The 25891-nt window shown below is 66.8% G+C and carries 27 protein-coding genes; 23 read left to right on the top strand and 4 right to left on the bottom strand.

Annotated elements, in window-relative coordinates:
- The first annotated feature begins 4 nt into the window (after positions 1-4).
- The 6 genes from AC6RIC_RS14665 (at position 5) to AC6RIC_RS14690 (ending at position 6356) form a co-directional block, all read left to right on the top strand.
- Positions 5-1225 carry a D-alanyl-D-alanine carboxypeptidase family protein gene (locus tag AC6RIC_RS14665; RefSeq protein WP_499732878.1) on the top strand — a complete coding sequence of 407 codons (1221 nt, stop codon included), beginning with the start codon at positions 5-7 and terminating at the stop codon, positions 1223-1225.
- A gap of 9 nt (positions 1226-1234) precedes the next feature.
- Positions 1235-1885 carry a dTMP kinase gene (gene tmk, locus AC6RIC_RS14670; RefSeq protein WP_499732879.1) on the top strand — a complete coding sequence of 217 codons (651 nt, stop codon included), beginning with the start codon at positions 1235-1237 and terminating at the stop codon, positions 1883-1885.
- The gene (locus AC6RIC_RS14675) at positions 1885-2955 is read left to right on the top strand and encodes a DNA polymerase III subunit delta' (RefSeq protein ID WP_499732880.1); all 1071 of its coding nucleotides are present in this window, start codon (positions 1885-1887) and stop codon (positions 2953-2955) included. Before tmk ends, AC6RIC_RS14675 begins: the two co-directional genes overlap by 1 nt.
- Positions 2956-2976: 21 nt before the next feature.
- Entirely contained in the window at positions 2977-4536 is a 1560-nt protein-coding gene (metG, locus tag AC6RIC_RS14680; protein WP_499732881.1) for a methionine--tRNA ligase, read from the top strand.
- Between the two features lie 206 nt (positions 4537-4742).
- Positions 4743-5543 carry a TatD family hydrolase gene (locus AC6RIC_RS14685; protein WP_499732882.1) on the top strand — a complete coding sequence of 267 codons (801 nt, stop codon included), beginning with the start codon at positions 4743-4745 and terminating at the stop codon, positions 5541-5543.
- Positions 5544-5552: 9 nt separating this feature from the next.
- Positions 5553-6356 carry an MBL fold metallo-hydrolase gene (locus AC6RIC_RS14690; protein ID WP_454656951.1) on the top strand — a complete coding sequence of 268 codons (804 nt, stop codon included), beginning with the start codon at positions 5553-5555 and terminating at the stop codon, positions 6354-6356.
- Between the two features lie 263 nt (positions 6357-6619).
- Here the strand turns inward: AC6RIC_RS14690 and hmgA are convergent, their stop codons facing one another.
- Positions 6620-7972: a homogentisate 1,2-dioxygenase gene (gene hmgA / locus AC6RIC_RS14695; RefSeq protein WP_499732883.1), complete on the bottom strand. Its 1353-nt coding sequence runs from the start codon at positions 7970-7972 to the stop codon at positions 6620-6622.
- Between the two features lie 105 nt (positions 7973-8077).
- Between hmgA and AC6RIC_RS14700 the strand changes: the two genes are divergently transcribed.
- The 14 genes from AC6RIC_RS14700 (at position 8078) to maiA (ending at position 21008) form a co-directional block, all read left to right on the top strand.
- Positions 8078-8512 (top strand): MarR family winged helix-turn-helix transcriptional regulator, encoded by a 435-nt coding sequence (locus AC6RIC_RS14700; protein ID WP_499732884.1) that lies wholly within the window; start codon positions 8078-8080, stop codon positions 8510-8512.
- Between the two features lie 99 nt (positions 8513-8611).
- Complete coding sequence (gene fahA / locus AC6RIC_RS14705) at positions 8612-9976, top strand: fumarylacetoacetase (RefSeq protein ID WP_454656953.1); 1365 nt, start codon at positions 8612-8614, stop codon at positions 9974-9976.
- Between the two features lie 86 nt (positions 9977-10062).
- A complete protein-coding gene (locus AC6RIC_RS14710) occupies positions 10063-10803 on the top strand; it encodes a GntR family transcriptional regulator (protein WP_499732885.1) in 741 nt (246 codons plus the stop codon).
- A gap of 127 nt (positions 10804-10930) precedes the next feature.
- On the top strand, positions 10931-12139 hold the full coding sequence (locus AC6RIC_RS14715) for an ABC transporter substrate-binding protein (RefSeq protein ID WP_310089868.1): 1209 nt from the start codon (positions 10931-10933) through the stop codon (positions 12137-12139).
- A gap of 93 nt (positions 12140-12232) precedes the next feature.
- Positions 12233-13135, top strand: a complete 903-nt coding sequence (locus AC6RIC_RS14720) for a branched-chain amino acid ABC transporter permease (RefSeq protein WP_257732842.1) — start codon at positions 12233-12235, stop codon at positions 13133-13135.
- A 5-nt stretch (positions 13136-13140) separates the two neighbouring features.
- Complete coding sequence (locus tag AC6RIC_RS14725; RefSeq protein WP_499732886.1) at positions 13141-14124, top strand: branched-chain amino acid ABC transporter permease; 984 nt, start codon at positions 13141-13143, stop codon at positions 14122-14124.
- Positions 14114-14899: an ABC transporter ATP-binding protein gene (locus AC6RIC_RS14730; protein WP_499732887.1), complete on the top strand. Its 786-nt coding sequence runs from the start codon at positions 14114-14116 to the stop codon at positions 14897-14899. The genes AC6RIC_RS14725 and AC6RIC_RS14730 overlap by 11 nt, the downstream gene beginning before the upstream one ends.
- Entirely contained in the window at positions 14892-15605 is a 714-nt protein-coding gene (locus tag AC6RIC_RS14735; RefSeq protein WP_499732888.1) for an ABC transporter ATP-binding protein, read from the top strand. The genes AC6RIC_RS14730 and AC6RIC_RS14735 overlap by 8 nt, the downstream gene beginning before the upstream one ends.
- Positions 15606-15636: 31 nt before the next feature.
- The gene (locus AC6RIC_RS14740; RefSeq protein WP_499732889.1) at positions 15637-16380 is read left to right on the top strand and encodes an SDR family NAD(P)-dependent oxidoreductase; all 744 of its coding nucleotides are present in this window, start codon (positions 15637-15639) and stop codon (positions 16378-16380) included.
- Between the two features lie 10 nt (positions 16381-16390).
- A complete protein-coding gene (locus AC6RIC_RS14745) occupies positions 16391-18088 on the top strand; it encodes an FAD-dependent oxidoreductase (RefSeq protein WP_499732890.1) in 1698 nt (565 codons plus the stop codon).
- 13 nt (positions 18089-18101) lie between these two features.
- Positions 18102-18722: a glutathione S-transferase family protein gene (locus AC6RIC_RS14750; RefSeq protein ID WP_499732891.1), complete on the top strand. Its 621-nt coding sequence runs from the start codon at positions 18102-18104 to the stop codon at positions 18720-18722.
- Between the two features lie 24 nt (positions 18723-18746).
- Positions 18747-19577, top strand: a complete 831-nt coding sequence (locus AC6RIC_RS14755) for an SDR family NAD(P)-dependent oxidoreductase (RefSeq protein ID WP_499732892.1) — start codon at positions 18747-18749, stop codon at positions 19575-19577.
- Between the two features lie 13 nt (positions 19578-19590).
- Entirely contained in the window at positions 19591-20361 is a 771-nt protein-coding gene (locus tag AC6RIC_RS14760; RefSeq protein ID WP_499732893.1) for an SDR family NAD(P)-dependent oxidoreductase, read from the top strand.
- Between the two features lie 14 nt (positions 20362-20375).
- Positions 20376-21008: a maleylacetoacetate isomerase gene (gene maiA, locus AC6RIC_RS14765; protein WP_499732894.1), complete on the top strand. Its 633-nt coding sequence runs from the start codon at positions 20376-20378 to the stop codon at positions 21006-21008.
- A 126-nt stretch (positions 21009-21134) separates the two neighbouring features.
- Here the strand turns inward: maiA and AC6RIC_RS14770 are convergent, their stop codons facing one another.
- Both AC6RIC_RS14770 and AC6RIC_RS14775 read right to left on the bottom strand, forming a co-directional pair.
- Entirely contained in the window at positions 21135-21917 is a 783-nt protein-coding gene (locus tag AC6RIC_RS14770; RefSeq protein ID WP_499732895.1) for a helix-turn-helix transcriptional regulator, read from the bottom strand.
- A 283-nt stretch (positions 21918-22200) separates the two neighbouring features.
- Positions 22201-22893: a GntR family transcriptional regulator gene (locus tag AC6RIC_RS14775; protein WP_499732896.1), complete on the bottom strand. Its 693-nt coding sequence runs from the start codon at positions 22891-22893 to the stop codon at positions 22201-22203.
- Between the two features lie 180 nt (positions 22894-23073).
- Here AC6RIC_RS14775 and aroQ point away from each other — a divergent pair, with 180 nt between their 5' ends.
- Entirely contained in the window at positions 23074-23541 is a 468-nt protein-coding gene (gene aroQ, locus AC6RIC_RS14780; protein WP_499732897.1) for a type II 3-dehydroquinate dehydratase, read from the top strand.
- A 35-nt stretch (positions 23542-23576) separates the two neighbouring features.
- On the opposite strand, the gene AC6RIC_RS14785 is transcribed toward aroQ, so the two are convergent.
- Positions 23577-24242, bottom strand: a complete 666-nt coding sequence (locus AC6RIC_RS14785; protein ID WP_454656968.1) for a TetR/AcrR family transcriptional regulator — start codon at positions 24240-24242, stop codon at positions 23577-23579.
- A gap of 326 nt (positions 24243-24568) precedes the next feature.
- On the opposite strand from AC6RIC_RS14785, the gene AC6RIC_RS14790 reads away from it, so the two are divergent.
- Positions 24569-25237 carry an amino acid ABC transporter permease gene (locus AC6RIC_RS14790; protein ID WP_499732898.1) on the top strand — a complete coding sequence of 223 codons (669 nt, stop codon included), beginning with the start codon at positions 24569-24571 and terminating at the stop codon, positions 25235-25237.
- Between the two features lie 7 nt (positions 25238-25244).
- Positions 25245-25886: an amino acid ABC transporter permease gene (locus AC6RIC_RS14795; protein ID WP_454656970.1), complete on the top strand. Its 642-nt coding sequence runs from the start codon at positions 25245-25247 to the stop codon at positions 25884-25886.
- Positions 25887-25891 lie beyond the last annotated feature (5 nt).

Genomic DNA, 25891 nt, shown 5'->3' on the forward strand with positions numbered 1-25891 from the left:
AGGCATGAGCGCCTTTCGCCGTCAGCCAGGGTTTGTCGCGCCGCCGCAGGCGGTCCGCCGGCTGGCTGCGGGCCTTGTCTTCCTGCTCGGGCTCGTCTGCTTCGGCCCGATAGCCTTCGCCCAGAGTTTCCAGTCGCAGGCGCCCTTCGCCGTTCTGCTCGATTCCGAGACCGGGGCGGTGCTCTACGAGAAGGCTGCCGACGAATTGATGGTCCCGGCCAGCATGGCCAAGCTCGCAACGGTGCTCGTCGCTTTCCAGGACATCACTGCCGGCCGGCTCTCGCTCGATAGTGAGATCAGCATTTCCGAGAATGCCTGGCGCAAGGGCGGTGCTCCGTCCGGCGGCTCGGCGATGTTCGCCATCATCAACAGCCGGATCAAGCTCTCCGACATCCTGCAGGGCATCATCGTCCAGTCCGGAAACGATGCCTCGATCGCGCTGGCCGAGGCCATCGCCGGCGACGAGCCGACCTTCGGGCGGATCATGACCGAGCGGGTGAGGGGGCTCGGCCTGACGAAATCCGTCTTCCGCAACGCCACCGGTATGCCCGATCCACAGCAGCGGGTGACGGCGCGCGAGCTTGCCCTCCTCGCCGACCACATCATCAAGACCTATCCCGAACTCTACAAGATCTTCGGCCAGCGCGAATTCACCTGGAACAAGATCCGCCAGCAGAACCGCAATCCGCTGCTGACGATGGATATCGGCGCTGACGGACTCAAGACCGGCAATATCGACGAGTCGGGCTTCGGCCTCGTCGGCTCAGCCGTGCAGAACGGCCAGCGATTGATCGTCGTGGTCAACGGTATCAAGACGGCGCGCGACCGGGCGACGGAAGCGCGCAAGCTGCTGGAGTGGGGCTTTCGCGCCTTCGAAAAGCGCCAGCTCTTCGCCGCCGGCGAGACCGTGGGCGAGGCCAGCGTCTATGGCGGCGAGAAGGGGCGCGTCGGGCTCAGGAGCAAGAGCGCCGTCAGCCTGCTGCTGCCGCGCGGCAGCACGGAGCGGCTGGCGGCCCGGATCATCTATCGTGGCCCGCTGACCGTGCCCGTCCAGGAAGGTGCGGAGGTGGCGCGGCTCGTGGTGACGCGCGGCGACATCAAGACGCTGGACTTACCCCTCTACGCGGCCGAGAGCGTGCAGGCCGGCACCTTGCAGTCACGCGCGCTCGACGCGCTGCTCGAGGCGACGACCGGCTGGGTCCGCAAGGCCTTGAGCCGGAGCTGAGCAGGTCGCGTGAGCAGGGGACGTTTCATCACGCTCGAAGGCGGGGAGGGCGCCGGCAAGTCGACGCTGGCGCGCGCGCTCAGCGAGCGGCTCGACGCGGCCGGCTTTACAGCCCGGACGACGCGCGAGCCCGGCGGCTCGCCCAAGGCGGAAGCCATCCGCGAGATGATCCTGGCGGGGCAGGCGCGGGACTATGGCCCCTTCGCCGAAGCGTTGATGTTCTCGGCCGCGCGGATCGACCATATCGACAGCCTGATCCGCCCGGCGCTGGAACGCGGCGAATGGGTGATCTGCGACCGCTTCATCGATTCGACGCGGGTCTATCAGGGCGTGCTCGGCAAGCTCGACCGCGCCGTGCTGGCCGAGCTCGAGGCCGTGACGATCTCCGGCCTGATGCCGGAATTGACGCTGATCCTCGATCTCGATCCCGAGATCGGCTTGGCCCGCGCCGCCAAGCGCCGCCGGCCGGGCGAGGCGATCGACCGTTTCGAGGGCGAGACGCTGGCCTTCCATCGCAATCTGCGCCAAGCTTATCTGGATATCGCGAGCGCCGAGCCGCAGCGCTGCGCCGTGCTCGATGCGACATTGCCTCCCGAGGCGCTCGCCGAGGCGGCGTGGCATATCCTGCGCGAGCGCCTGCCCATCGATCCGGAAGTCTGATGCTACCGACCAGCGACGAACCCGACCGGCTGCCAAACGCGCCGCATCCGCGCGAGACGCTGGCGCTCGTCGGCCATGCCGCGCGCGAACGGACCTTCCTCGACGCGCTGGCGTCCGGCCGCATGCATCATGCCTGGCTGCTCGGTGGGCCCGAAGGCATCGGCAAGGCGAGCTTCGCCTATCGCGCCGCGCGCTTCCTGCTGGCGGTGGGCGATCCGCAGGCGAGGGCGGCCCGCAGCGCCGATCTTTCGATGCCGGAGCACGACCCGGCGACGCGGCGGGTAATGGCGCAGTCGCATCCCGACCTGCATGTGCTGCGCCGGATTCAGAAGCCGGACGGCAAGAGCTACACGAGCAACATCCCGGTCGATTCCATCCGGCGCGTGATCGATCGCTTCGGGTCGAGCGCGGCCGAGGGCGGCTGGCGCGTCTGCATCGTCGACTCGGCCGAGGACATGGAACGCTCGGCCGCCAATGCCTTGCTCAAGCTCCTGGAGGAGCCGCCGCCGCGGGCGCTGTTCCTGATCGTCGCTCATGCCCCCGGCCGGATGCTGCCGACGATCCGCTCGCGCTGCCGGCTGCTGACCTTCGACCCGCTGGCCGAGGCCGATGTAGGCGAAGCCGGCAAGCTCGCGTTGGAGCGCATGGAGATGCCCTTCGACGGCTCGGCCCTGCGCCGGGCCTCCGGCCTGTCCGAAGGCTCGGTGCGGCGCGCGCTGACCTATGTCGATCCCGAGACGCTGGCGCTGGTCGAGGCGGTGAGGGCGCGGCTCGACGCTCTCCCGCAGATCGACCTCACGGCCCTGATGGCGCTGGCCGAGGATGTCGCCGGCAAGGCGGGCGAGCGCGACTTCGCGGTGATGATCGAGACGATCCAGGGCTGGATCAGCGACCATCTCCACGCGCATGCTGCGGCGCAACCGGCGCGCCTTGCACCGCTGGCGGAGGTATGGGAAAAGCTTGGACAGCAGGCGCGCGAGGTCGAGACCTATAATCTCGACCGCCGCCCGCTCGTGATGACCCTGTTTCATGATCTGTCGTCTGCGGTGTCCCGCTCGCGCGCAGCGTGAAGCGAAGCTTTCGGACAGACGATGGCCACGGCCCCGAAATTCTACCTGACGACCGCGATCCACTACACCAACGGGCCGCCGCATATCGGCCACGCCTATGAGATGGTGGCGTCGGACGCGATCGCGCGCTTCAAGCGGCTCGACGGCTACGACGTCTTCGCCATGACCGGCACCGACGAGCACGGCCAGAAGGTCCAGCGCACGGCGGCGCAGAACGGCCTCTCGCCGAAGGAGTTCGTCGACAAGATCGCGGCGCGCTTCGAGGAGATGGAGCAGCGCCTCGGCTGTTCCTTCGACCGGTTCATCCGCACCACCGATGCCGACCATCTGCCCTCGACCCAGGAACTCTGGCGGCGGATGGAAGCCAATGGCGACATCTATCTCGCCAAATATGCCGGCTGGTATTCGGTGCGCGACGAGGCCTTCTACGGCGAGGAGGAGACCACCCTCCAGCCCGACGGCACGCGCCTGGGCGGGCAGGGCACCCCGGTCGAATGGGTCGAGGAGGAGAGCTATTTCTTCCGCCTCAAATCCTATCAGGACCGGCTCCTGAAGCTCTACGAGGACGTGCCGGACTTCATCTCGCCGGAGACGCGCAAGAACGAGGTCGCCTCCTTCGTGAAGGGTGGGCTCGAGGATCTCTCGATCAGCCGCACGACCTTCGACTGGGGCCTGCCCGTGCCGGGCGACCCGAAGCACGTCATGTATGTCTGGGTCGACGCGCTCAACAACTACGTCACCGGGACGGGCTTCCCCGATCCGGAAAGCCCGCGCGCGCATTACTGGCCGGCCGATGTCCACATCATCGGCAAGGACATCGTGCGCTTCCACGCGGTCTACTGGCCGGCCTTCCTGATGTCGGCGGGGCTGCCGCTGCCGAAGCGCGTCTTCGGCCACGGCTTTCTGCTGAACAAGGGCACGAAGATGTCGAAGTCGCTCGGCAACGTCGTCGATCCCTTCGGCCTCGCCGAGACCTATGGCGTCGATCAATTGCGCTATTTCTTCCTGCGCGAGGTCTCCTTCGGCCAGGACGGCAATTACAGCCACGACGCCATCGTCGGGCGCATCAATGCCGACCTCGCCAATGATCTCGGCAATCTGGCGCAGCGCTCGCTGTCGATGATCGCCAAGAACTGCGAGGGCAGGGTGCCGCCGCGCGGCACGCTGAACGAGGCCGACGAAGCCATGCTCGCCATGGCCGACACGGCGCTCACCAAGGCGCGCGAGGCGATGAAGGATTTCGCCCTTCACACCGTGCTGGCCGATCTCTGGGCTCTCATTGCCGAGGCGAACCGCTATTTCGCCAACAATGAGCCCTGGCGCCTGACCAAGACCGACCCGGCCCGCCGTGACACCATCCTCTATGTCACGATCGAGGTGCTGCGCGAGGTCGCGATCCTGGTGCAGCCGGTCATGCCGGTGGCCGCGGGCAAGCTGCTCGACCTGCTGGGCGTCGCGCCCGAGACCCGCAGCTTCGCGGCGCTCGGCGCAGGGCATCGTCTCGTCAGCGGCACTGCTTTGCCTGCGCCGAGCGCGATCTTTCCGCGCTATGTCGAGCCCGAGGACGGCCAGGCCGCCTAAGGCGGGTGCGAACCACCCTTGTCATTCCGGGGCTTCGCGAAGCGAAGAACCCGGAACCCACGACCGAGCGAGCTGGTTCCAAGAGAGGCCCAAGCTGTTTCACCCAGTCGTGGGTTCCGGGTTCGCGCCTTCGGCGCGCCCCGGAATGACAAGGGCGGTGCTCGAAACCGCTGTGATCACATGTCAACAGCACCTAAGGTTTTGTGATGCTGATCGATACGCATTGCCATCTCGACTTCCCGGATTTCGCCGAGGACTTGCCGGCCTATGTCGCGCGGGCAGAGGAAGCCGGCGTCGGCCGGATGGTGACCATCTCGACGCGGGTCGCACGCTACGCAGACTATGCCGCGCTGGCGGAACGTTTTCCGTCAGTGTGGTTTTCGGTCGGCACGCATCCGCATCAGGCCCATGAGGAGCTCGACGTCACGGCCGAGCGCCTCGTGGAGTTGTCGCGCCATCCGCGCTGCGTCGCCATCGGCGAGGCCGGGCTCGATTATCACTACGATTCGAGCCCGCGCGCGGCGCAAGCCCAGGGATTGCGCACGCATATCGCTGCGGCGCGGATCACGCAGCTCCCGCTCGTCATCCACTCCCGCGAGGCCGATGACGACATGATCGCAATCCTGCGCGAGGAGATGGGGAAGGGCGCCTTCCCCGCCATCCTGCACTGCTTTACCGCTGGCGAAGCGCTGGCGATGGCGGGTGTCGAGCTCGGGCTCTACGTGTCCTTCTCGGGCATCTTGACCTTCAAGACCTCGGAGAACCTGCGCCGGATCGCCCGGATGGTGCCGCGCGAGCGCCTGCTGGTCGAGACGGATGCGCCCTATCTCGCGCCTGTGCCGTTCAGGGGCAAGCGCAACCAGCCGGCCTATGTCGTTGAAACGGCGAAGGTTCTCGGCGAGACGATTGGCGTGTCTTTCGACGAGATCGCCAAGATCACCACGGAAAACGCGCGGCGCTGCTACTGGAAGATGGATCACGCCGCGCCGGTCGCGCAGGTAGCCTGACCCGGCGCCATGACGCTCACCGTCACCATTCTCGGCAGCGGATCCTCCGGCGGCGTGCCACGGCCGGGCGCCGGCTGGGGCGCCTGCGATCCCGCCGAGCCGAAGAATCGGCGCCGGCGCTGTTCGATCCTGGTCGAGCGCATCGGCCCGGATGGAACGACGCGCGTGCTGGTCGATACCTCGCCGGACCTGCGCGAGCAGCTTCTCGCGGCCGAGGTCCCGGCGCTGGACGGCGTGCTGATGACGCATGACCATGCCGACCATACCCATGGCATCGACGACCTGCGCGCGCTCGTCCTGCATATGCGGCAGCGCATCCGCGTCCATGCCGACAAGACGACGCAAGCCTCGCTGCGTTCGCGCTTCGGCTATCTCTTCGAGACGCCGCCGGGCAGCTATTATCCGCCGATCATCGATCTCGACGAGATCAGCGCCGGCCGGCCGCAGACCATCGACGGCGCAGGCGGGCCGATCACGGCCTTGCCGTTCCGGGTCGAGCACGGACCGAACTATGAGGCGCTGGGCTTCCGCTTCGGCGATCTCGGCTATCTGCCGGATGTCAGCCTGATCCCGCCGGCCGCGATGGAGGCCATGGCCGATCTCGACGTACTGATCCTCGACTGCCTGCGTGAGACGCCGCATGTCAGCCATTTCCATCTGGCCCAGTCGCTGGAAGCGATCGCGCACCTGAAGCCGCGCCGCGCGATCCTGACCAACCTCCATGTCGATCTGGATTATGCCAGCCTGAGCATGCGCTTGGCCGGGATTGCAGAGGTGGCATACGACGGGATGACGATCTCGGTTCCGGCCTGAATATCCAGCATCTCAGGCGGCATTCGCATCAGAATTAGTTCCATAATATACCTTATGCGAATCGCGCTTGGGCGGATTTGTGCCCTCTCCTGATTCAAGGACCGGCGCCGGAAATCTGGCCGGGCTCTCCCGAAACTGCGCCGTCATCCCGGGCTTGCCCCGGGATCCATCGTAGAGCGCAGAGTTCTATGATGGATGCCGGATCGGCGCTGCTGCGCAGCTTGTCCGGGATGACGCCCATTGCCGCAGGCGTCGGCGACGTCTCATGGCCTGTTCGGATCGAAATGCTTGGTCAGCTTGTGGCCGTAGCCGCCATAGTCGCGCTGGAGCGCATCCGAACCGGCGGCGAAGGCCGTGACCTGTTGGGGAAAACGCGTCTCGAACATGAAGGCCAGCGTGCCCTCGAGCTTGTGCGGCTTCAGCTCGACATTGCTCGCCTTCTCGAACGCATCCATGTCCGGCCCATGCGGCAGCATGGTGTTGTGCAGCGAGATGCCGCCCGGCACGAAGCCGCCGCCGGTCTTGGCGTCATAGACGCCGTAGACCAGCCCCATGAATTCGCTCATCACGTTCATATGGTACCAGGGCGGCCGGAAGGTATTCTCGGCCACCAGCCAGCGATCCGAGAAGATGACGAAGTCGATATTGGCGGTGCCGGGCGTCTCCGAGGGCGAGGTCAGCACCGTGAAGATCGACGGGTCGGCATGGTCGTAGAGGATCGGACCGACCGGCGAAAAGCGCCTGAGATCATATTTGTACGGGGCGTAGTTGCCATGCCAGGCGACGACGTCGAGCGGCGAATGTTCGATCTCGGCGGCCCAGAGATTGCCGCCCCATTTCACATACATCTTCGAAGGTGCATCACGATCCTCGAAGGCTGCGACCGGCGTCAGGAAGTCGCGCGGATTGGCCAGGCAGTTGGCGCCGATTGGCCCCCGTTCCGGCAAGGTGAAGGCGCCGCCATAGTTCTCGCAGATATAGCCGCGCGCCGGCCCGCCCCGGAGTTCGACGCGGATCTTCACGCCGCGCGGGATCACGGCGATCTCGCCGGGCTCGATGTCGATGATGCCGAACTCGGTCCAGAGCCGTAAGGCCCCCTGCTGCGGCACGAACAGCATCTCGCCATCGGCATTGTAGAAATACGCGTCCACCATCGAGCGCGTGATCAGATAGACATGCGCGCCCATGCCGCCCTGGCTGCCGGCGTCGCCGGCGGTGGTCATGCTGCGGATGCCCTCGACGAAGGAGATCGGCTCCGACGGGATCGGGATCGGGCTCCAGCGCAGCGGCGCGATCGGCATGTCGACCTCGCGGGCCGGTGCCGTGCGCCAGAACCCGGCATCGACCTTCCGGAATTCGTTCCAATGCGCGACCGTCGGCCGGATGCGATAGAGCCAGGAGCGCTCATTGGTGGTGCGCGGCGCCGTGAAGGGCGAGCCGGAGAGCTGCTCGGCATAGAGCCCATAGGCGCATTTCTGCGGCGAGTTGCGCCCGAGCGGCAGGGCGCCCGGCAGCGCCTCGGTCTCGAAGCCGTTGCCGAAGCCGGACATGTAGCCGGTCGCGATGGCGCTCTCAGCCTTGGCGGCGCCGGCATGGGTCGGGTTCTGAACGTTCATGGTGGCGCCCTCTCCTCGCAACGGCCTTGGGCCGGCGGCATGCCCTGTCCGGGCTTCGCTCGAGATGGTTGCTTTGGTAACTGTCGATTTTGTAACTAACAAGGCATGTCGAAACTCGCGCTCGAGCACTTCCTGCCCTATCGCCTGAACCGCCTGAGTTCGGCGGTCTCGCAGCAGTTCCGCGCGGTCTACGGGCCGCATCACGACCTCACCGTGCCGGAATGGCGGGTGCTGGCCACCCTCGCCCAGTTCGGCACGATGACGGCCAAGGCGATCGGCAAGCATTCCTCGATGCACAAGACCAAGGTCAGCCGGGCCGTGCGGGCGCTGGAGGAGCGACGCTGGCTGACCCGCCGCGAAAGCGAGCAGGACCGGCGCGAGGAGAGCCTGTCGCTGACGGCGCCGGGCTTGCAGGCCTATGGCGAGATCGTGCCGCGGGCTCTAGCCTTCGAAGCGAGCATCCTCGCTGCGCTCGGCCCCCATGCCGAGCCCTTGCTCCGGGCGCTGGCGCTGATGGAAGAACGCTTCCCCGTCGACTGAGCGCGCCCCACGTCCCAAGCGCTGGGGACAGAGGCGGGGCACCGCTTCCGCTTAGGCTCGCCACCGAACTGGCCGAGTCAGAATGGAACGGATGAGCCTATGCAGGGCAGCACTTTCGAAGCGCGGGCCAAAAACTCGCCCCGCCCCACCTCCTCCGCCGCCGCGCTCGACGCCAGCCACGATCCGGCCTTGCGGAGCTGGGTCGCGTCGGCGCGGGAGCATGCAGAATTCCCGATCCAGAACCTGCCCTTCGGCGTGTTCTCGCTCAATGGCGATCCGGCACGCGGCGGTGTGGCGATCGGTGACGAAATTCTCGACCTGGCTGCGCTCGCCGCATCCGGTCTTTGCGCCGACATCGCGGAGATCGTCGCGGCGGCAGCTGCGCCGAGCCTGAACGGCTTTCTCGGGCTGGGAGCGGCTGCGCGCAAGCAACTGCGGGAGCGCCTCTCGGCCCTGCTGGCGGAAGGCTCGTCCGCGCAGGCTGCGCTCAAATCCATGCTGCATCCGGCGCGGAATTGCACGCTCAGCCTGCCGGCCCGGATCGGCGACTACACGGATTTCTATGCCGGCATCCAGCACGCCCTGAATATCGGCTCGCTGTTGCGGCCGGACAATCCGCTGCTGCCGAACTACAAGCATATCCCGATCGGCTATAACGGCCGCACTTCGTCGGTCCGGCCATCCGGCGAGCCCTTCCCGCGCCCCAATGGCCAGCGCAAGCGGCCGGACGAGGCAGAGCCCGGCTTCGGCCCCTGCCGCAATCTCGACTACGAGCTGGAACTGGGCATCTGGATCGGCCCCGGCAATGCGCAGGGCTCAGCCATACCGATCGACGAGGCCGATGACCGGATCGCAGGGTTCTGCCTGCTCAACGACTGGTCGGCGCGGGATATCCAGGCCTGGGAATACCAGCCGCTCGGCCCCTTCCTGTCCAAGGGGTTCGCGACGACGATCTCGCCCTGGATCGTGACGCCGGAGGCGCTGGCGCCCTTCCGGAAGGCCCAGGCGCCGCGTCCGGAAAGCGATCCGGCGGCCCTGCCCTACCTGAGCCCGGCCGATGCCGAGGCGCCCCATGCGCTCGACATCACGCTGGAGGTCTTCATCGAGACTGCTTCCATGCGCGCGAACGGCCTGGCGCCGCACCGGCTCTCGCTCGGCAGTACGCGCGACCTCTACTGGACGCCGGCCCAGTTCGTCGCGCATCACAGTTCGAACGGCTGCAACCTCGAACCGGGCGATCTCTTCGGCTCCGGCACGATCTCCGGCCGCGACCCCGGCTCCTTTGGCAGCCTGATGGAGATCACGCGCGGCGGCCGCGAGCCGATCGCGCTGTCCAATGGCGAAAGCCGGACCTATCTCGTCGATGGCGACGCGATCCTGATGCGCGCCAGCGCCCGGCGCGAGGGCTTCGCCTCGATCGGCTTCGGTGAATGCCGGGCCGAGGTGCTGCCGGCGCGCGGCTGAAACCGCCGCCGTTGTCCCCTGCTCTGGTGACAGCGGACGCGCTATGGCTTCGGCATCATCGGGTTGTCGCTGCCTTCGGGGATCGCATGCAGAAGCGCTTCACACTCGCCGCTTCGGACCAGCCGCCGGGAGACGCCGAGAAGGGCGCGCTCGGCCGGCGGCGCTCCGGCGATGTCTATGAGACCTTGCGCAACGCCATCCTCTCCGGGGAAATGCGCCCGAACGAGCCGCTGATCGAGGCCGATATCGCGGCCGCGCTCGCCGTCAGCCGCACACCGGTGCGCGAGGCCCTGCAACGGTTGGCCGTCGAGCAGTTGATCGTGCCGCGCCGCCGCGGCTGGGCCGTGCGCGAGATCACCGCGGTCGAGGCGAGCGAAAACTCGGAAGTCCGTGCGGCGCTGGAGGGCTATGCCGCGCGGCTTGCCGCCGAACGGGCGACCGATGACGAGATCGCGGCGGTCGCGGCCGTCCATGCCCGCCGCATCGCCAGCGATCCGGCCGACGACAGGACCCGCGTCGAGACCAACCGCGAGTTCCACGGAATCATCGTCAACGCCGCTCGCAACGAGAAGCTGCGCGACGCGATCCTGCGTTCAGGCCGGTTCTACTTCAACGGCTCGGTCGCCCGGATGACCTCGCCGGCCGAGTTCCGGCTCAGCAACGAGGATCACGAGACCATCCTGCAGGCCTTGCTGGCGCGCGACGGCGACCGGGCCGAGCAGGCGATGCGCAAGCACATCATGCGCACCTTCCACATCTTCCGCGAGCTCTCCTACCCTGCCCATGACGCGCCCTCGCTGGCGCCGCTGCATGGCTCGGAAGGTTAGCCGCCGCGATGTCCCACGCCGTTGTGACAGATACCTGCAACCGGCCCGCTATGATCCCCTCAGGATCGGGCCGCCATGAGCTGACGACCTCAACGACACAATAAACCGACGACCAGGGAGAGAGACGATGAGCGTGAACAAGACCGCAGCCGGCCTGACGCTGGCCGCCAGCCTGCTGATCGGGGCCGCCGCCGGCGCCCAGGAACCGGGTATCACCGACAAGGCGATCAAGATCGGCATCTTCGGCCCGCTGTCGGGCCCGAACATGGCCTATGGCTTCGACGTCGTGAACGCCGCCAAGATGTACTACGACAAGATCAACAAGGAAGGCGGCATTCACGGCCGCAAGATCGAGTATGTCGTCGAGGACGATCGCTGCAATGCCAATGACTTGGTTGCAGCGGTGAAGAAGCTGGTCGAGCAGGAAAACGTGTTCATGCTCAATGGCGGCTCGTGCTCGGCCGCCGTCGTCGCCGCCAAGGACTACGTCGTCCGCAACAAGGTGCCCTATCTGATGCTGAACGCATCGGGCGATGGCGCGCTGTTCCCGCCGACCGACTATATCTTCGGCGCCTATTCGATCTCGCAATACGCCGTCGGCGGCGCGATGGTCGAGTTCGCGGCCAAGCAATTCGGCGCCAAGAACGTCGCCTATATCAACCATGACGACGCCTATGGCGCCTGGAACCTCGAGGGCTCGAAGAAGGACGCCGAGGTCAACGGCGTGAAGCTTTCGGTCGAGTCGATCAATCCCGGCATCAACGACGTCACCGCGCCCTTCCTGAAGGTCCGCGCCGCCAATCCGGATGCGATCCTGCTGGTCACCTATGCCCGCCCGGCGGCGCTGCTGATCAAGAAGGCGGCCGAGATGGGCTTCAACAAGCCGATCATCCTCTCGGTCACCGGCACGGCCAGCCTCAACCAGCTCGCCGAGAATGTCGGCAAGGACGCGCTCAAGAACTTCTACACCCAGGAGGTCATGATCGACTCCCCCGGCGGCGCCAAGCTGAAGCCGATCTACGACATGTACAAGGCGGCCTATCCGGAGCTCGCGGCCAAGCCCGACCATCCGCAGACCTACATGCCCTATGGCATCCCCCCGGCGATGTCGCTGGTCAAGGCGCTGCAGGATGCCGGCCCGAACCCGACCCGCGAGAAGGTGCTCGCCGCGCTGAAGACGCAGGATTTCGACTCGGGCGTCATGGCCGGCCGCATGCAGTTCGGCCCGGAGCAGCGCGCCGCCAACCGCTCGACGATCTTCATCAAGTATGACGGCACGACGATGGCCCCGCTGCCGGGCGTCTTCACCAGCCGCTGGACCTACCAGGCGAAGTGATCGCCACGGGCGGGCCGTTCGGCCCTCCCTCATGAGACCGGGCGGCGGCCTTAAGCGCCGCCGCCCTTCCCTGACCTGAGCATCGGGCCGGACATGGACCTGCAACTCGCGCTGATCTTCCTGCAGCAAGGCATCGCCTCGGGCCTCGTCTCCGGCAGCGTCTATGCCCTGTTGGCGCTCGCCATCGTGGTGATCTTCAAGACCTCGGACGTGCCGAACTTCGCCCAGGGCGAGGTCTTCATGGCGGCGGGCTATGTCGCGCTCTACCTCTTCGTCTTCCAGAAGATGCCGATCTGGGTCGTGCTGCCGGCGACGCTGGTCGTGGCCTTTCTCGCCATGGCGCTGTTCCGCCGCTTCGTGCTCGATCAGGTCGCGAAATCGGCCAAGGACCTCGTCTACCTCGTCATCGCAACGCTTGGCCTGTCCTATGTGCTGAAGGGCCTCGTGCGCCGCACCGGCTTCGGCGATACGCCGCGCTCCTTCCCGGCGCTGGTGCCGACCGATTCCATCATGATCGGCCAGGCCTCCGTGACGATGCTCGATCTCGCGATCTTCGGCACGGCGGTGACGGTGATGGCCGCCTTCTTCTGGATGTTCAACTACACCAAGACCGGCCGGGCCATGCGCGCCGTCGGCATGAACCCCAAGGCCGCCCAACTCGTCGGCGTCGACCTGCGCCGCTGCCACATGCTGATCTGGGGCCTGTCGGGCGTCATCTCCGCCATCGCGGCGCTGCTGATCTCGCCGAAGATCCTGATGACCGCGGATATGGGTTCGATCGTCATGCTCGCCTTCGCGGCGGCGATCGTCGGCGGGTTCTCCAGCCTGCCCGGCGCCGTGGTCGGCGGATTCGTCATCGGCATCGTCGAGAACATGGTCGGGCTGTTCATCTCGTCGCGCGCCATCGTGCTCGCCCCCTTCCTCGCCATCCTGATCGTGCTCGTCCTGCGTCCGCAGGGCCTGTTCGGCGGGAAGCTGACGATCAAGAAGGTCTAAAGCCCGTGTCGTCGCCTCCTCTCGCATCACCAGTGCCAACAAGGCGCGCGCTCTCCGGCTCCGCCCTGATCGGGCTTGTGGCGGCCGTGATCGTCGCCGTCGCGCTCCCCGTCTTCACCTCCGGCTATGTCGTCTACATCGCCAACTTGCTGCTGGTCTTCGTGGTGCTCTGCCTCGGCCTGCACATCGTCATCGGTGAGACCGGGCAGTTCTCGATGGCCCATGCCGCGTTCTACGGCATCGGCATCTATGCGAGCGCGCTCGCCAATCGCGCGGTCGACCTGCCCTACCCCGTCGCCATGCTGTTCGGCGCGCTGGTCGCCGGGGCGGTCGGCCTGTTCATCGGGGCCTTGGCGCTCAGGATGCGTGACATCTATCTCGCGCTCGCCACCTTCGCCTTCGGCGAGGCGATGCAATGGGTCTTCGCCAACTGGGACAGCGTCACCAACGGCCCGAACGGCCTGCGCATCAGCCCGGCCCGCTTCGGCCCGATCGAGATCCTCAGCGACAAGCAGGCCTATCCGTTCGTGCTGTTCTTCTGCTTGGTGATGATCGGGCTCACGGTCGCGATCTCGCGCTCGCGGCTCGGCCGTTCCTTCCGGGCGGTACGGGAGTCGGAGGTCGCGGCGATGGCGATGGGCATCGACGTGCGCCGCGCCCGCATCGTCTCCTTCGGGCTCTCGGCCGCGATCGCAGGCTTTGCCGGCGGCATGTTCGGCCTGTTCCAGACCTTCATCCACCCGGACAGCCTCGGCTTCCAGACCACGATCCTCGTGCTCACCATGGTCGTCGTCGGCGGCCTCGGCTCGATCGCGGGCGCCATCGGCGGGGCGATCGTCTTCGGGCTGATCTCGGAGGTGCTGCGCCAGGCGCCGCAATATCAGGAGATCATCTACGGCGCAATCCTGATCCTGTTCATGATGTATGCGCCGCGCGGCCTCTTCGCCTTCATCGGCGACCGTATCCGGGAGGCGCGCCATGGTCGCTGAGAGCGCCGCTCCCTTCCTGAACGTCGAGGGGCTGACCATCCGATTCGGCGGGCTCACCGCGGTCGGCGGGCTCGACATGGCCGTGGCCAAGGGCTCGATCCACGCCCTGATCGGTCCCAACGGCGCCGGTAAGTCGACGACCTTCAACTGCATCTCGCGCTTCTATACGCCGAGCGCCGGGCGCATCACCTATGACGGGCGCGACATCACCCGCATGCCCGCCCGCGAGATGGCGGGCCTCGGCATCGCCCGCAGCTTCCAGAACCTCGAGCTCTTCGGCGAACTCACGGTCTTCGAGAACGTGCTGATCGGCGCCCATGTCCATGCCGGCCGCTCCTGGCGCGATGCGATCAGTGCCCGCCCGCGCGGCATCGTCGAGCATGTTGAGCAGTTGCTGGAGCGCACGGGGCTGACCTCCTACGCCCAGACCAAGGCACGCAATCTCGATTTCGGTCACCAGAAGATGGTCGAGATCGCCCGCGCGCTTGCCATCCGCCCCAAGCTCCTTCTGCTCGATGAGCCGGCCGCCGGCCTGCGCAACCGCGAGATCGCGGCGCTCGACCGCCTGCTCTGCGAATTGCGCGAGCGCGACGGCCTGACGATCCTCCTCGTCGAGCACGTCATGCAATTGGTCATGTCGATCTCCGACAGGATCACGGTGCTGAGCTTCGGCACCAAGATCGCCGAGGGCACCGCTGCCGAGGTGCGCGCGCATCCCGCCGTGATCGAAGCCTATCTCGGCCGTGATGCAGCCCAGGAGGCCGCACATGGCTGATCTGCTCGAAATCGACGGCATCTCGGCCGCCTATGGCCGCATTCAGGCGCTCTCGGAGGTCTCACTCAAGGTGCCGGAGGGCGCGATCGTCGCCCTGCTCGGCTCGAACGGCGCCGGCAAGAGCACGACGCTGAACACCGTCTCGCGGCTCGTGCCGGTGACGAAGGGGCGCATCCGCTTCGCCGGCGAGGAGATCCAGTCCTGGCCCTCGCACAAGGTCGTCTCAGCCGGCGTGCTGCAGGTGCCGGAGGGGCGCGAGGTCTTCCGCGACATGAGCGTGCGCGAGAACCTCGACATGGGCGCCTATCGCCGCAATGACGCCGCCGGCATCAAGCGCGATCTCGAACGCGTCTTCGAATATTTTCCGAAGCTGCAGGAGCGTCTCCAGCAGAAGGCTGGCACGCTCTCGGGGGGCGAGCAGCAGATGCTCCTGATCGGCCGGGCGCTTATGGCGGGCCCGCGCCTTCTCCTGCTCGACGAACCCTCGCTCGGCCTCTCGCCGGTGCTTGTGCAGCAGATCTTCGCGATCATCGAGCGGCTGAACAAGGACGGGCTCACCATCCTCCTCGTCGAGCAGAATGCGGCGATCGCATTGGGCTGCTCGACCTATGCCTACATCCTCGAGAACGGCGAGATGGCCCTCGAAGGGGCATCCGCAAAACTGCGGCAGGACGACAGCGTCCGCCGCACCTATCTCGGCGGCTGAGCCGAGACGCGACACGGACAGGAACCGGCTCATGGCTACGCCGCAGGATAAACCCATCGCCCTCGTCACGGGCGGCGCTCGCGGGATCGGCCGGGCCATCGTCGAGCGGCTCTGCGCCGACGGCTTTGCGGTCGGTATCCTCGACCGCGAGGCGGAAATCGCGGCCGCGCTGGTGAAGCAGCTTGAGGCGCAGGGTCACAGCGTCTTCTTCGAGCCGGTCGATCTCGCCGACCATGCGGGTCTTGCCGCGCTGGCGGAGCGGTTGCCGGTGGCGCAGGCGCTCATCAACAACGCCGGCATCTTCGAGAACAAGCCGTTCTTCGACCTCGCGGCGAGCGATTTCGGCCGGATGATGGATGTGAATGTCACCGCCCTCTTCCTGCTCTCGCAGGCGGTGGCGCGGCGGATGGAAAAGGGCGGGCGCATCGTCAACATCGCCTCCCGCACCTTTTTGGGCGCCCGCAACCACGCGCATTACGTCGCCTCGAAGGCCGCCGTTGTCGGCCTGACCCGGGCGATGGCGATGGAGCTTCTGCCGCGTGGCATCGCCGTCAATGCGGTGGCGCCTGGGGGCGTCGCGACCGAGATGGTGGCGAAGCAATCGGAGGAGGCGCGCGCCGCCTTGCTCGCCCAGCAGCCGACGGGAGCGCTCGCGGCGCCCGAGGACATCGCCAACGCCGTCGCCTTCCTCGCCTCGCCGCGCACCCATTTCATCTACGGCCAGGTCCTGCTCGTCGACGGCGGCAAGTCGCTCGGCGGTGGCATGGGCGGCTGAGGACATGGCGATGAGCGAGAGCTTCGACGAAATCCGCGACGTCGTCGTGGTCGGCTCGGGCGCCGGCGGGATGTCGGCGGCGATCACCGCCGCCAAGGCCGGGCTCGACGTGCTGTTGATCGAGAAGAGCGAGTATATCGGCGGCAGCACCGCCGTCTCGGGCGGCGCGATGTGGGTGCCGGAAAACCTGCATGCCGCCAAGGCCGGCCATGCCGACACCCGCGACGCGGCAATGACCTATCTCGAAGCCGTGCTTGGGAACCGCCTGCGGCCGGACATGATGCGCGCCTTTCTCGATAACGGCCCGGAAATGGTCCGCTTCTTCGAGCGCGAGACGGCCCTGAAATTCGAGGCGCGCGCTTATTCGCCGGACTACCAGCCCGAACAGCCCGGTGCCTCCAGGGGCGGCCGGACTATCGATCCTGCGCCCTATGACGGCAACGAACTCGGCGCCGATTTCGCCCTGCTGCGCCCGCCGCTGAGGGAATTCACCGTGCTCGGCGGCATGATGGTCAACCGCAAGGATATCGACGCGCTGGTCGGTCGCTTCCGCAACCTCGCGAATTTCAAGCACAGCGCCAAGCTGCTCATCCAGTATGGGCTCGACCGCCTGCGCCACCCACGCGGGGCGCGGCTGCTGATGGGCAATGCGCTGGCCGGGCGCCTGCTGAAATCGGCGCGGCAGGCGGGCATCGACATCCGCACCCAGACCCCAGCCGGTTCGCTGATCGTGAAGGACGGCGCCGTCATCGGCCTCACCGTCAAGGGGCCGCAGGGTGAGCGTCGCATCGGCGCGCGACGCGGCGTCGTGCTGGCGAGCGGCGGCTTTCCGGCCAATGCCGTGATGCGGGGCGAGCACATGCCGCATGCCGGGGCGCATCGCTCGATGGCGCCGAAGACCGATACCGGCGACGGCATCAATCTCGGCCTCGCAGCCGGCGGCGCTCTGCGCGACGACAATATCGGCCCGGCCTTCTGGACGCCGGTCTCCGTGTTGAAGAAGCCTGATGGCAGCGAGGTGCAGTTCCCGCACCTGATCCTCGACCGCGCCAAGCCCGGCCTGATCGCGGTCGACGGCCAGGGCCGCCGCTTCGTCAACGAGGCGACCTCCTATCATGGCTTCGTAGAGGCGATGCATGCGAGCGGAGCCGTGCCCGCCTTTCTCGTTTGCGACAGCGATTTCCTGCGCAAATATGGGCTCGGCCTTGTTCATCCCGGCCTGAAGACGCCGAAGGCCTTCGTCGAAGCCGGCTATCTGTTCGAAGGCGAGAGCGTCGTCGCGCTGGCTGGACGCATCGGCGTGCCGGCCGAGACGCTGGCCGAGGCAGTGGCCGGCATGAACGCCGCGGCGCATTCCGGCACGGATGCCGCCTTCGGCAAGGGCTCGAGTGAGTACAATCGCTATCTCGGCGACCCCAACCACAAGCCCAATGCCTGCCTCGGGCCGATCGAGACCGCGCCCTTCTATGCCGTGAAGGTCTGGCCCGGCGATATCGGCACCGCGACCGGCCTGACCTGCGATCCGCAGGCCCGCGTGCTCGGCCGCGACGGAGGACCGGTCGCCGGGCTCTATGCCTGCGGCAACGACATGAACTCGATCATGGCTGGCGCCTATCCCGGCGCCGGTATCACGCTCGGCCCCGCGCTCACCTTCGGCTTCATCGCCGGGCGCGCGCTCGCGACCGAGCCCGACCGCCTGCCGCGCTAAGAGAGGCATTCCGATGAAACTCTACCAGTCCGCCACCTCGCCCTTCGTCCTCAAGGTCCGGATCGCCGCCGCCGAGCTTGGCCTGCTCGATCGGATCGAGATGCTCGACGTCTCGCAGGAATACAAATCCGGCGGGCCGCTCGCACGCGAGCAGAACATCATCAAGACCAACCCGCTCGGGCAGGTGCCGACGCTGCTGCTCGACGACGGCACGACGATCGCCGACAGCCGCGTCATCTGCGAATATCTCGATGGGCTCGGCGGCGGCTCGCTGTTCCCGGTGGAGTCCAAGGCGCGCTGGAACGCCCTGACCGAGCAGAGCTACGGCGACGGCCTGCTCGATGCCGCGCTGGCTGCCCGCTACGAGGGCCTGCTGCGCAGCGAGGAGCAGCGCTGGCAGCGCTGGACCGACGGCCAGCTCGCCAAGGTCCATGCCACGCTCGACCTGATCGAGGGCAAGGCCGCCGGCTTCGGCGAGCGCGTCGATATCGGCACGATCACCTTCTACTGTGCCCTCTCCTATCTCGACCTGCGCTTCGCAGACCTGAACTGGCGCGAGGGCCGGCCGCAGGCGGCAGCCTGGTTTGCTGAGGTCACCAAGCGCCCCGCCTTCGGCGGCCAGAAGCTGGGCTGAGGCCAGGGCGAGCGGGAGGTGGCGATGGCTGCGAATCTCGGACTTGCCGGCCGGACCGTCCTGATCACCGGTGGCGCCTCCGGCATCGGGCGGGAATGCGCGCTGGCGCTGGCGCGAGAGGGCGCCGCCGTCGCGATCGCCGATGCGAACGAGCAGGGCGCGACTGACACCGTCCGCGAAATCGCGGCGCTCGGTGCCCGTGCCGTCGTGGCGAGCTTCGACGTGCGCAGCCCGACCGCGACCGAGACGGCCGTCGAGGCGATCGAGCGCGATCTCGGTCCGCTCGACGGATTGATCACGGCGGCCGGCATCTCCCGCCCTGCCCCGGCGACCGAACTTGCCGCCGAGAGCTGGGAGGCCGTGATCGGCGTCAATCTCTCCGGCACCTTCTATTCCTGCCAGGCGGCGGGCCGGCGCATGGTGGCGCGCGGGCGCGGCGCCATCGTCACGATCGGCTCGGTCTCCTCGCTCGGCGGCCAGTCCGGCCGGGCGCATTACTGCGCCTCGAAGGCCGGCGTCGTCGGGCTGACGCGCGATCTCGCGGTCGAATGGGGCTCGCATGGCGTCCGCGTGAACTGCATCGGCCCGAGCGCGACCGACACCCCGATGATCCGCCGCGGCATCCCGGAGAGCTTCGTCGTCGGCGTGATGGAGGACCGCACGCCGCTCGGGCGATTGGCCCAGCCCTCGGAGGTCGCCTCGGTCTGCCTCTTCCTGCTCTCGGACCTCGCGAGCTACGTCAACGGCGCGCTGATCATGGCCGATGGCGGCGTCTCGGCCGGCTTCTTCACGCGTGGCCATGGCCGCGATTTCTCGTCCAAGGCCCTGCTCGCGCAGGGCGTCTACAGCGAATGACCCGGAGACCGACATGAGCAAGCTCGCCCTCGTCACCGGCGCCGGCCGCGGCATCGGCGCGGCCATCGCCTATAAGCTCGCGGCCGATGGCTGGCGCGTCGCGGTCTGCGACCTCACGAAAGAGCCGGCGGCAGCGGTCGCGGCCGCCCTGCCCGGTTCCGGCCATAGCGGCTGGGCGGTCGATGTCTCCGACGAAGCTTCCGTCGAGGCGCTGTTCGATGCTGTCGAGGCGGCGCATGGCCCCGTCACCGGATTGGTCTGCAATGCCGGCGTGCTGCTGATGGCGGCCGATGGCGAGCGGCCGACCATCTTCGACATGACGCTGGACGACTGGGAGAAGACCCATGCCGTCAACACCCGAGGCGTCTTCCTGAGTATCCGCGCCTATGCGCGCCGCCGCCGGGCGCGGCCGGTCGAAGGCGGGCGCGTCACCACGACCAGTTCGGTCGCGGCGGAGCTTGGCGGCTATCGCGGCTCGGCCAGCTATATCTCGTCGAAATCCGCGATCCTCGGCTTCACAAAGGCGATGGCGCGCGAGCTCGCCTCGCTCGGCATCACCGTGAATTGCGTCGCACCGGGCGTGATCGACGCGCCGATGCTCACCGCGGCGACGCCGCGCTCGGCCGCGCCGGGCTCGATGGATGCGCTGGCGCAGGCCGTGCCGCTCGGCCGGCTCGGGACGCCGGAGGACATTGCCGGGGCCGTGTCCTTCCTGCTCTCCGAGCAGGCATCTTACATCACCGGCGCGACGATCGACGTCAATGGCGGCTACCGGATGGCCTGACTGGGGAGACCGACATGATCCTGCACGGCTATTTCCGTTCTTCCGCCGCCTGGCGCACGCGCATCGCCTTCAATCTCAAGGGCGTGACGCCGCAGAGCGTGATCCATAACCTGCGCGACGGCGCCCAGAACGAGCCGGCCTATGCGGCGCTCAATCCGCAGCAGCTGATTCCGTCACTGGAACTCGACGACGGCACCGTGCTGACGCAATCGCTCGCGATCATCGGCTGGCTCGATCGCGAGGTGCCGCAGCCGCCGCTCTTTCCGGCTGATAATGCGGTACGCGCCCGCGTCGAGGCTTTCGCGCTGGTCATCGCCTGCGAAACCCACCCCTTCCAGAACCCGAAGATCCAGAAGCGCCTGCGCGCCAAGGGCTTTTCGGAAGCCGACGTGCAGGACTGGCTCGCTGTTGCAATGAACGAAGGCCTGAGCGCCTGCGAAACGCTGATCCAGGACCAGCCCGGTCCATTCTGCTTCGGCGGTGCACCGACCTTGGCCGATATCTGCCTCGTGCCGCAGATCGGCAGCGCGCGACGCTACGGGATCGATCTATCGCCCTATCCGAAGCTCGTCGCGATCGACGCGCATTGCGCCACCCTGCCCGCCTTCATCGCGGCGCGGCCCGACCAGCAGCCGGACGCGGTCTGAAGCAGCCTCTCCGTCATTGCGAGGCGGCGAAGCCGACGAGGCAATCCAGAAGGACTGGGCTGAGCGGCTCAACCCAGTCCTTCTGGATTGCTTCGCTGCGCTCGCCATGACGGAAGGCGCCGAACCTCACATCAGGATGCGCATCAACTCGTTCTGCGAGGAGATGCCGAGCCTTGCATAGGCGCGCTTGCGATAGGTCAGCACGGTGTTGATGCCGACGCCGAGTTCGAGCGCGATGCCTTCCGAGGTCAAGCCGGCCGCGACGAGCGCACAGACATCCCGTTCGCGCTTCGAGAGGCCGGGTGCAGCCTTCTCCAGCCGGGCGTGGAAGTCCTTGGCCGCGCTGCGGCCGCCAGCCGGCTTCGTCACCTCGTAATGCCGCCAGAGCGCCGCCATCAGGAGCGGCGCGCTCTCGACCAGATTGCCGATTTCCGCCTCGCTGAAGCTTTCCTTGCGGCGGCGGTAGATGCTGAATCGCAATGTGCCGGCCTCGCGGCGCTGCAGGAGCGAAAAGCGCTCCGACAGCCCGACCGAGAGATAGCATTCGCTGCGATAGGCCGAGCTTTCGATGTCACCCGCCTTCATCCGCACGCCCCAGCAATCGGCCGCGTCGCTCTCGTCGAGCGCGATCGCATTGGCCGGGTCGGCGCGCCAGTGGCGGGAGACGTAGCGGCGGGCGATCTCGAGCGCCGGCTGACCGGAATTGTAGTGGTTCTCGGCCAGCAGCGTATGCACCTCGCCGTCAGGCGCAGCGACGAAGGCGGTCACAATCTCGGTGCCGGTGAACCGGCGCGCGATGTCGAACAGGCCGCTGGAAAAATCGGAGCGGCCGACGCTTTCGATCACGCGCGGCATGGTCGCCAGGATACTGCGCGCGGCCAAGGCCTGCTGGATGGCCACAAGCTGCATTCAAACCTCCCGCCGGCCCCTCTTTCAGCCCGGCGTGCAGCCGGCGGCGGAGGCCGTTTCAGGCTCACAGCGTTAACAGTATCCAACTTCGCATGCAAACTTTCGGGCGAGACGAGGCCGGCTTTCCAAGGGCGGCGCCCTACCCGCATGATGGACCTGTTCCGTCGATAAGGCTCATGGCGGCTTCGTGCCCTACGATTGTCATTCCGGGTTCGCGCCTGCGGCACGCCCCGGAATGACAAGGGTGGTTCCAGAATGGGATGATCTCCCAATCAAGACGCCTTCAGCCGACCAGACCACGCTCCAGCGCGACATCGATGCAGCCATGGATATGGCCGTGCAGCAGCTTTTGCGCCCCGGCCGCGTCCCTGCGCATCGCACAGTCGAGCAGGGCCTTGTGGTCCTCGGTCGAGGTCGGGCCCCAGAAGATGAAGAAGACCATCTGGTAGCGCAGGTAACGGTCGTAGATGCCGGCATGGAGATCGAGCAGCGCCTTCGAGCCGCAGGCCGAGACCAGCGCCTGATGGAACTCGAAATCGTAGCGCTTCCAGGCCTGCGTGCCGGACTCGTCACCCGCGAGCAGGCGCTGCTCCATTCGGGCTAGCTTGTGATGGGCGGCGACGACGCGCCCTTCCCACTCGACATCGCCGACCTCGAAGGACTGCGCCAGCGCATGGCTCTCGATCAGCAGGCGCAGGTCGGCGAGCTCCCTAAGGTCCGTCGCCGAACAGGGCGCAACCTGGAAGCCGCGCTGCCCCTCCGCGACGACGAGCCCCTCCGGCGCCAGCCGGTTCAGGATCTCGCGCAAGGTGCTGATGCCGACGCCGTAGACGGATTTCAGCCGATCGAGCGGTAGGCGCTGGCCGGGCTGGAGCACGCCGAAGACGATGTCGTGCTTGATGCGCTCATAGGCCTGCTCGCCGGTCGAGAGAACCGGGATCTCTTCGCCGCCGATCTCGAATGCCGCGTCCGTCATGCTGCTCCCTGCCCTCGCGCGTTCCTGTCAGGAAGCGAGGCTGCCCGCAAGCCTGGCTCTCATGCTCACATAAATCAACTGATGATCGATAAATTATCAGTTGATCTGCCTTTCATCTTGCATCACGTTCCGCTCACGAGCTGCGAACGAGGCCATCAGAGCTTCGCCTGGGAGGATGTCATGGCGGACACGGAAGCTGCGGCATCACGCCGGATTTTCATCCTGAACGGCCCCAACCTGAACCTGCTCGGGCAGCGCGAGCCGCATATCTACGGCTCGACCACGCTCGCCGAGATCAGGGAGCGCTGCGTGGCGAAGGCGGTTTCGCTCGGTTTCGCGGTCGACTTCCGCCAGACCAATTTCGAGGGCGAGCTGGTTGAGAGCGTGCATCAGGCGCGGCAGGAGGCCTGTGGGATCATCATCAACCCGGCCGGCTACACCTTCACGTCCGTCGCGCTGCTCGATGCGCTCAAGATGTTCGATGGCCCGAAGATCGAATTGCACATCTCGAATGTGCATGCACGCGAGAGCATTTATCACAACTCTCTGGTCTCGCGGACCGCGACCGGCATCATCATCGGCCTGGGAGCAGCCGGCTACGAACTCGCCATCCAGGCGATGGCAGGCCTCGTCGCGGCGCGGAGCTGACGGCGATGCCTTCGCCTGCCCTGCCCCTCAAGGCTTCAGGCGCGCAGCATGCGCAGCACCGTGTCGATCGCGGCGGCGCGGCGGCGCACCAGCGCCTCGGGCGCACCCATGTCATGGCCAAAGACCTGGCGGATGCTGGCGCGGTTGGAGACGTTGTAGAAGGCCAGCGCGCTGATCGTCAGATGGATGTCCAGCGCCTCGATGCCCGGCCGGAACAGCCCGGCCGCCACGCCGCGCTCATAGGCCTCGCGGATCATGTCGATGGCCGAGAGGTTGAGCGTCGCGATCCGGTCGGAAGTCGCGAGATGGCGTGCGTGGTGGATGTTCTCGACCATGACGAGCCGCACGAAATCCGGATTCTCGGCGTGGTAGTCGAAGGTGAAGCCGGCCAGCAGCGTCATCGCTTCCACCGGCGGCAGGCTGGCGAGGTCGAGGCTGCGCTCGAAGCCGCGGATGCGCTCGTACATCTCCTCGAGGACGGCGCGGTAAAGCCCCTCCTTGTCCCCGAAATAGTAGTAGATCATCCGCTTGCTGGTCGCGGTCCGCGCCGCGATCTCGTCGACGCGCGCGCCGCTCAGGCCGTTCTCGACGAATTCCTCCTTCGCGACAGTCAGGATGTTGCGGCGGACGCCTTCCGGGTCCTGCGTCCAGGACGCCGGCTTGCGGCCCGTTGCCTTCGGCACCGACGCTGCCTTGCTCATGCTTCACCCACAAGAGAACCAACCCGGAAGCCCGGGCGAACGCATCGAAATGGACAAGGCGGTACATTGCGCTTGACCAAATGAACTATCCGGTACATTTAACATGTCGTCGGCAGAGCGCAAGCCGGCGAGCCAGAAGACAAAGGCACCCGAAAAGAGGTGTCGCGACTGCGGACGGGAACCGGATCGACCCCTTTGAGAAGGTCGACCGAGACTGCATCGGACCGAAAGGTGGCTTCCACTTTTCGGATGAATCCGATGCAACACCAAGGAGATAGATCATCGTTCTCGCGCCCCTTGGGGCGCGCGATGATCTAGGGAGCGCCATGAACTACAAGCTCGATTTCACGCCGGTGATCGACGGGATGCCAGCCCTGCTGATGGGCTGCCTCGGCACCTTCCTGCTCGCGATCAGCGGCATGGCGCTGGCCATCGTCATCGGCATCGGTGGCGTGATCCTGCGCGACTCCAGGATCGCTCCGGTGCGCTGGCTCGTGAAGGCCTTCGTCGAGATCATCCGCAACACGCCGTTCCTGGTCCAGATCTTCTTCATCTATTTCGCCTTGCCGCTGGCGGGCCTCAGGCTCGACCCGACGCCGACCGCGATCATCGCGCTCGGCATCAATGGCGGCGCCTATGCCATCGAGATCATCCGCGGCGGCGTCCAGTCGATCGGCAAGGGCCAGATCGAGGCCGGCCTCGCGCTCGGCCTGCACAAGGCCCAGGTCTTCCGCCTGATTGTGCTGAAGCCGGCGCTCAGGGCGATCTTCCCCTCGCTTACCAGCCAGTTCGTCTTGCTGACGCTGACGACTTCCATCGCCTCGGCGATCTCGGCCTATGAGCTGACCTCGGTGGCGCAGCGGATCGAATCCGACAGTTTCCGCTCCTTCGAGGTCTACGGCACGATCACGCTGTTCTACCTCGTGATCTCCTGGGTGATGATGCGCTTCTTTGCGGCGATCTCGACCCGCTACTTCAGCTATCCGGTGAAGTGAGGGCGCGATGGGAACGAACGAATTCCTCTTCCTGCTCACCGGCCTGAAATGGACCGTGCTGCTCTCGCTGGTCGGCTTCGTCGGCGGCGGCGTGTTCGGGCTCGCGATCGCGCTGATGCGGGTCTCCGAGCGGCCGCTGATGGAGCGCATCACGGCAGGCTATATCGCGCTGTTCCAGGGCACGCCGCTCCTGATGCAACTTTTCGTGGTCTATTACGGCCTCGCGCTGGTCGGGCTGAAGCTCGATGCATGGGTCGCGGTCGCGATCGGCTTCACGCTCCATGCCAGCGCCTATCTCGGCGAGATCTGGCGCGGCTCGATCGAGGCCGTACCGAAGGGCCAGACCGAGGCCGCCAAGGCGCTGAGCCTGTCCTATACCTCGCGGATGCGCGACGTGATCCTGCCGCAGGCGATCCGTATCTCGCTGCCGGCGACGATCGGCTTCCTGGTCCAGCTGATCAAGGGCACCTCGCTCGCCGCGATCGTCGGCTTCACCGAGCTGACGCGGGCCGGGAACATCGTCTCCAACCAGATCTTCCAGCCGCTCCTCGTCTTCGGGATCGTCGGCATCCTCTATTTCCTGCTGTGCTGGCCGCTCTCGCTCTACGGCTCGCATCTCGAGCGCCGCATGGCCATCGCCGCGCGCTGACCACC

This window comes from Allobosea sp. TBD101 (genome assembly GCF_059817965.1).

Excerpts from the sequence above, each read along its gene's own strand:
- AC6RIC_RS14740 (WP_499732889.1), top strand. The coding sequence starts at position 15,637 with ATGGCTACGCCGCAGGATAAACCCATCGCCCTCGTCACGGGCGGCGCT.
- AC6RIC_RS14770 (WP_499732895.1), bottom strand. The coding sequence starts at position 21,917 with ATGCAGCTTGTGGCCATCCAGCAGGCCTTGGCCGCGCGCAGTATCCTG.
- AC6RIC_RS14755 (WP_499732892.1), top strand. The coding sequence starts at position 18,747 with ATGGCTGCGAATCTCGGACTTGCCGGCCGGACCGTCCTGATCACCGGT.
- aroQ (WP_499732897.1), top strand. The coding sequence starts at position 23,074 with ATGGCGGACACGGAAGCTGCGGCATCACGCCGGATTTTCATCCTGAAC.
- AC6RIC_RS14720 (WP_257732842.1), top strand. The coding sequence starts at position 12,233 with ATGGACCTGCAACTCGCGCTGATCTTCCTGCAGCAAGGCATCGCCTCG.
- hmgA (WP_499732883.1), bottom strand. The coding sequence starts at position 7,972 with ATGAACGTTCAGAACCCGACCCATGCCGGCGCCGCCAAGGCTGAGAGC.
- metG (WP_499732881.1), top strand. The coding sequence starts at position 2,977 with ATGGCCACGGCCCCGAAATTCTACCTGACGACCGCGATCCACTACACC.
- AC6RIC_RS14710 (WP_499732885.1), top strand. The coding sequence starts at position 10,063 with ATGCAGAAGCGCTTCACACTCGCCGCTTCGGACCAGCCGCCGGGAGAC.
- AC6RIC_RS14675 (WP_499732880.1), top strand. The coding sequence starts at position 1,885 with ATGCTACCGACCAGCGACGAACCCGACCGGCTGCCAAACGCGCCGCAT.
- AC6RIC_RS14795 (WP_454656970.1), top strand. The coding sequence starts at position 25,245 with ATGGGAACGAACGAATTCCTCTTCCTGCTCACCGGCCTGAAATGGACC.
- AC6RIC_RS14785 (WP_454656968.1), bottom strand. The coding sequence starts at position 24,242 with ATGAGCAAGGCAGCGTCGGTGCCGAAGGCAACGGGCCGCAAGCCGGCG.
- maiA (WP_499732894.1), top strand. The coding sequence starts at position 20,376 with ATGATCCTGCACGGCTATTTCCGTTCTTCCGCCGCCTGGCGCACGCGC.
- AC6RIC_RS14730 (WP_499732887.1), top strand. The coding sequence starts at position 14,114 with ATGGTCGCTGAGAGCGCCGCTCCCTTCCTGAACGTCGAGGGGCTGACC.
- AC6RIC_RS14745 (WP_499732890.1), top strand. The coding sequence starts at position 16,391 with ATGAGCGAGAGCTTCGACGAAATCCGCGACGTCGTCGTGGTCGGCTCG.
- AC6RIC_RS14760 (WP_499732893.1), top strand. The coding sequence starts at position 19,591 with ATGAGCAAGCTCGCCCTCGTCACCGGCGCCGGCCGCGGCATCGGCGCG.
- AC6RIC_RS14690 (WP_454656951.1), top strand. The coding sequence starts at position 5,553 with ATGACGCTCACCGTCACCATTCTCGGCAGCGGATCCTCCGGCGGCGTG.
- AC6RIC_RS14685 (WP_499732882.1), top strand. The coding sequence starts at position 4,743 with ATGCTGATCGATACGCATTGCCATCTCGACTTCCCGGATTTCGCCGAG.
- AC6RIC_RS14700 (WP_499732884.1), top strand. The coding sequence starts at position 8,078 with ATGTCGAAACTCGCGCTCGAGCACTTCCTGCCCTATCGCCTGAACCGC.
- AC6RIC_RS14715 (WP_310089868.1), top strand. The coding sequence starts at position 10,931 with ATGAGCGTGAACAAGACCGCAGCCGGCCTGACGCTGGCCGCCAGCCTG.
- AC6RIC_RS14775 (WP_499732896.1), bottom strand. The coding sequence starts at position 22,893 with ATGACGGACGCGGCATTCGAGATCGGCGGCGAAGAGATCCCGGTTCTC.
- fahA (WP_454656953.1), top strand. The coding sequence starts at position 8,612 with ATGCAGGGCAGCACTTTCGAAGCGCGGGCCAAAAACTCGCCCCGCCCC.
- AC6RIC_RS14735 (WP_499732888.1), top strand. The coding sequence starts at position 14,892 with ATGGCTGATCTGCTCGAAATCGACGGCATCTCGGCCGCCTATGGCCGC.
- AC6RIC_RS14750 (WP_499732891.1), top strand. The coding sequence starts at position 18,102 with ATGAAACTCTACCAGTCCGCCACCTCGCCCTTCGTCCTCAAGGTCCGG.
- AC6RIC_RS14790 (WP_499732898.1), top strand. The coding sequence starts at position 24,569 with ATGAACTACAAGCTCGATTTCACGCCGGTGATCGACGGGATGCCAGCC.
- AC6RIC_RS14665 (WP_499732878.1), top strand. The coding sequence starts at position 5 with ATGAGCGCCTTTCGCCGTCAGCCAGGGTTTGTCGCGCCGCCGCAGGCG.